Source organism: Gordonia sp. (in: high G+C Gram-positive bacteria) (assembly GCF_049299075.1).
Taxonomy (GTDB): domain Bacteria; phylum Actinomycetota; class Actinomycetes; order Mycobacteriales; family Mycobacteriaceae; genus Gordonia.
Genome location: NZ_JBAQWU010000363.1, coordinates 1 through 4,021 on the forward strand (window position 1 = coordinate 1; position 4,021 = coordinate 4,021).

Sequence of the window (4,021 nt, forward strand, 5' to 3'; positions counted from 1 at the left end):
CTCTCGGCGGGCTCACCGCACGGCAACGCGAGATCCTGGCGCTCGCGGGCGCCGGAATGACGAATCAGCAGATCGCCGCAGCACTCGGCTTATCGGTGCGCACCGTCGAGGGACATCGCTACCGAGCCACCTGCCTCGAGCCGCGTGAAATTCGAGTAGTCGGATACTCGCCGCCCACCGAGCCTGCCGCGGTCCAATCGAAGTAACGCATTCCCGCTCATCCGAAAGGACCCCCTCATGGCGACTTCCCGACCGGTTCGCGTCCTAGTCGGCATCGTCCTGGTCGGCATTGTCCTGGCGCTACTGGCCCCGATGCCTGCGGCGCAGGCACGTCCGCCAGCAGTGGTCTCCGTCGAGACCCTGTCGCCGGGACACGTGCGCCTGCAGGTGTTCAGTGCGGCGTCGCGCCGGGTGATTCCGGTCGACGTCCTGCTACCTGCGAACCGGGGTCGAGCACCGACGCTCTACCTACTCAACGGCGCGGGCGGCGGCGAAGACACAGCGAATTGGCTTGACCAAGGACGGGCGCCGGAGTTCTTCGCCGACAAGAACGTCAACGTCGTGATCCCGATGTCTGGCTCGTTCAGCTATTACACCGATTGGCGCCGCGACGATCCGATGCTCGGTCGCCATCGCTGGGAAACGTTCCTGACTCGGGAGCTGCCGCCGCTGATCGACCAGACGCTGAGCACCACCGGACGCAATGCCGTCGCCGGGTTGTCGATGTCCGGCAGCGCCGCGCTGCTGTTGGCCGAGCGGGCGCCCGGGCGGTATGTGGCCGCCGCCTCCTTCAGCGGCTGCCCAAACACCAGCGGCCCGCTCGGCAGCGCGTACGTTCGGATGACGGTCGAGGGCCGCGGCGCCGGTGACGTGACCAATATGTGGGGCCCACTCGGCGGCCCGGACTGGACTGCTCACGATGCGGAGATCAACGCCAACAGGCTCCGCGGCATCGGGGTATTCGTCTCCGCGGGCCCCGGCCTACCCGGTCGGTATGACAACCCCGCCGACCCGGCGAAGCTGCACCAGATACTGATCGGCGGTCCCATCGAGGCTGCCGTCCGGCAGTGCAGTCAGCAGTTCGTAGACCGGCTACACCAGCTCGGCATCCCCGTCACCACCTACTTCCCGGCCACCGGGACCCATGCCTTCGCCTACTGGCACGACGCGCTCAAACAAGCGTGGCCGTTGCTCAGCCGCTACCTCAACGGCTGAACTGGGCGGCGGCCAGTTTCGCGATCTCCCGGCGCCCGAGCAGAGTCGGATGGACGGGCGTGCCCGCGTCGCCCGGGCCGATGCCGGTCAGCGCGACGTAGCGCTGACCATCCGGCGCGCACATTGTGTGTCGGGCCGCTGCGTCGGGGAATACTGCGGTGAAACCGGCTCGATCGGCCGATTCGGCGATCTGCTCGTTCAGCCGCCGCTGCACGTCGTTGGCGACGGCCACCGCACCCGGTCCCGGATAGATTTCGGCGAAGCAGCCCCGTACGTCGTCGGGCAGCAGCCGCGGGTATCCGATCACAACGACCTGCGCCTTGGGCGCCCGGTGCTTGACCTGTGCGTAGACGCGGTCGAGCGCCGGACCGAGGCGATCGACCTTGGCATTGGCCGCCCGGTGCACCGCGGGGGTGCAGTTGGTGCTCGCGAGGCAGTTCGCGAGCAGAGTGCCAAACAGGTCCTCGTCGTTACCGCCGATGGAGATCGTCACGAATTCCGTGTCCCCGGTGAGACCGCGCAGTTGCGGCCCCATCGCGGTCACCGTGGTGAAGTCGTCGGTGTCCGCGCCCGAACACGCCCAGTCGCCGAAGCTGACCGGACGCAGCCGGGCGGAAATCAGATGGCCGACGTTGTCGGCGGCCTGGCTGCACCCGGCCGCCGTGGACGTCGTCAGCGAACCGGCCGCGACGTAGGAGTCGCCGAGTGAGACGTACTGCGCACCGCGCGGCGCTGGATCGGGCATCGCTTGCACGGCTGGCGCGAGCAGGGCCATCGCGGAACCGAAACCGACAAGCGCACCCAACGTCATTCTGATCCCCGACCCGGTCATGACACCCACGATACGATCTTGTATCGAAAATTGGAACACGTTTCCGTTCTCTGGACTCACCGGGTTCGGTACGGCTACCGTATGCGCCGTGTCACAGACCTCGCCGCTGCCGCTGCAGCATCTAGCCCAACTCCGTTTTTCGGCCGCGACAGCAGCTTTCCAGATCGAGGGCGCCCGCACCGAAGGCGGCCGTGGGCGCAGTATCTGGGACGACTTCGTCGATGAACCCGGAAAGGTCGTCGATGGCGCGACCGCCGATCCAGCGTGCGACAGCTACCACCGCTGGGCCGACGACGTCGCCCTCGCCGCGGGCCTCAGACTGGACCGCTACCGCTTCTCCATCTCCTGGGTGCGCGTCCAGCCCGATGGTCGCTCGGCGGCCAATCCGGCGGGGCTGGACTACTACTCGCGCCTCGTCGACGATCTGCTCGACGCCGGGGTCACCCCCTTTCCGACGCTGTACCACTGGGATCTGCCGTCCGGGATCGAAGCCGACGGTGGATGGCTCCAGCGCGACACCGCACTGCGCTTCGCCGACTACACAGCCCTGGTCGCCGACCGGCTAGGCGACCGGGTCAAGCACTGGTACACGCTCAACGAGCCCGCCATGACGACGCTGGAAGGCTACGCCGTCGGCGCGCTCGCGCCGGGCAAGTTCCTGTTGTTCGACGCCCTGCCGACCGTGCACCACCAACTCCTCGCACACGGGCTGGCGATGCCGGTGTTGCGTGCGGCGGGCGCCGAATCGGTCGGTGTCGCAAACAACCACACCCATGTCCTCGCCAGCTCCGACGCTCGCGCCGACCGCGCCGCCGCCGACGCCTACGACGTACTGCACAACCGAATCTTCGCCGAACCGATTCTACTCGGCGCCTACCCCGACCTGAGCGCGTTCGGCAACCCGGAACTACCTGTCCAGGACGGCGATCTGACGCTGATCTCGGCGCGTCCAGACTTCTACGCGGTGAACTTCTACAACCCGACCACCATCGGCGCCCCGGCCCCGGACAGTCCGATCCCGTTCGACATGCTGCCCACCCCCGGCGCCGCGACCACTGGCTTCGGTGCCGAGTGGCCGGTCCGGCCCGACACCCTGCGCGACCTGCTGATCGACTTCACCCGGCGCTACGGCGACGCACTGCCGCCGCTGATCGTCAGCGAGAACGGGTGTTCGTACCCCGAACCCGACACCGCGAGCCGGATCGACGACGTCGACCGCATCGCCTACCTCGACGGCCACCTGCGCGCCGTCGCCGAGGCCATGGCGGCCGGTGCCGACGTCGCCGAGTACACCGTGTGGTCGCTGCTGGACAACTTCGAATGGGCCCACGGATACACCCAGCGTTTCGGTCTGACGCACGTCGACTTCGCCACCGGCGAGCGCACCCCGAAGGCCTCCTACGACTGGTACGCCGCGGTGATCGCCGCCGCCCGCGAGGCACGCGCGTGAAAGCCCGGGTGGGCCGCGGTTGGATGGCGGCGTTCACCCTGGCGTGGCTGGTCATCTGGATGGTTCAACTGACCCCGCTGCAACTGCTCCTGCCCCTGCAACTCGACGACCAGATCTCCAACGGCGGCCAGCAGTGGGTGCGCGGCGTAGTGATCTCCGGGGTGATCCTCGGGATCGGCGGACTGGCCGGGGTGATCGCCGGACCGCTGGCTGGCGGGCTGAGCGACCGGATGTCCCGTGGCCGTCGCCCGTGGGCGGTCGGCGGATCCCTCCTTGCCGCCGTCTGTCTGGTGCTGACCGGCTTCGCTCACCATCCGCTGCTCGTGGGCGCCGCCTGGATCGGAGTTTCGGTCGGCATCGCGGTGGCATCGGCGGCCTACACCGCGCTGATCGCCGACCAACTGCCGGCCGATCAGCGCGGTGCCGCAGCGGCCGCCGTCGGCTCGTCTCAGGCGGCCGGCATCGTGGTCGGCGTCGGGATCATGGTCACCCTGGGGCTGACCGTGGTCACCGGCTATCTGCTC

Annotated in this window: 5 protein-coding genes; 4 read left to right on the plus strand and 1 reads right to left on the minus strand. The window is 68.4% G+C overall.

The features are described from left to right. Window positions 1-206, plus strand: a 206-nt coding sequence (locus WAW85_RS11390; protein WP_422559722.1) for a helix-turn-helix domain-containing protein, incomplete at its 5' end; no start/stop codon positions are given. Between the two features lie 31 nt (window positions 207-237). Then, the gene (locus tag WAW85_RS11395; RefSeq protein ID WP_422559723.1) at window positions 238-1,215 is read left to right on the plus strand and encodes an alpha/beta hydrolase; all 978 of its coding nucleotides are present in this window, start codon (window positions 238-240) and stop codon (window positions 1,213-1,215) included. Here WAW85_RS11395 and WAW85_RS11400 read toward each other — a convergent pair. Next, the gene (locus tag WAW85_RS11400; RefSeq protein WP_422559724.1) at window positions 1,205-2,047 is read right to left on the minus strand and encodes an SGNH/GDSL hydrolase family protein; all 843 of its coding nucleotides are present in this window, start codon (window positions 2,045-2,047) and stop codon (window positions 1,205-1,207) included. The two genes, WAW85_RS11395 and WAW85_RS11400, sit on opposite strands and share 11 nt — an antisense overlap. 88 nt (window positions 2,048-2,135) lie before the next feature. Here WAW85_RS11400 and WAW85_RS11405 point away from each other — a divergent pair, with 88 nt between their 5' ends. Together WAW85_RS11405 and WAW85_RS11410 are read left to right on the plus strand one after the other, a co-directional pair. Then, the gene (locus WAW85_RS11405) at window positions 2,136-3,497 is read left to right on the plus strand and encodes a GH1 family beta-glucosidase (protein ID WP_422559725.1); all 1,362 of its coding nucleotides are present in this window, start codon (window positions 2,136-2,138) and stop codon (window positions 3,495-3,497) included. Further along, window positions 3,494-4,021, plus strand: a 528-nt coding sequence (locus WAW85_RS11410; RefSeq protein ID WP_422559726.1) for an MFS transporter, incomplete at its 3' end; no start/stop codon positions are given. The genes WAW85_RS11405 and WAW85_RS11410, both read left to right, overlap by 4 nt.

Coding starts and splice junctions, on each gene's coding strand:
- WAW85_RS11400 (WP_422559724.1), bottom strand. CDS start 2,047: ATGACCGGGTCGGGGATCAGAATGACGTTGGGTGCGCTTGTCGGTTTC.
- WAW85_RS11395 (WP_422559723.1), top strand. CDS start 238: ATGGCGACTTCCCGACCGGTTCGCGTCCTAGTCGGCATCGTCCTGGTC.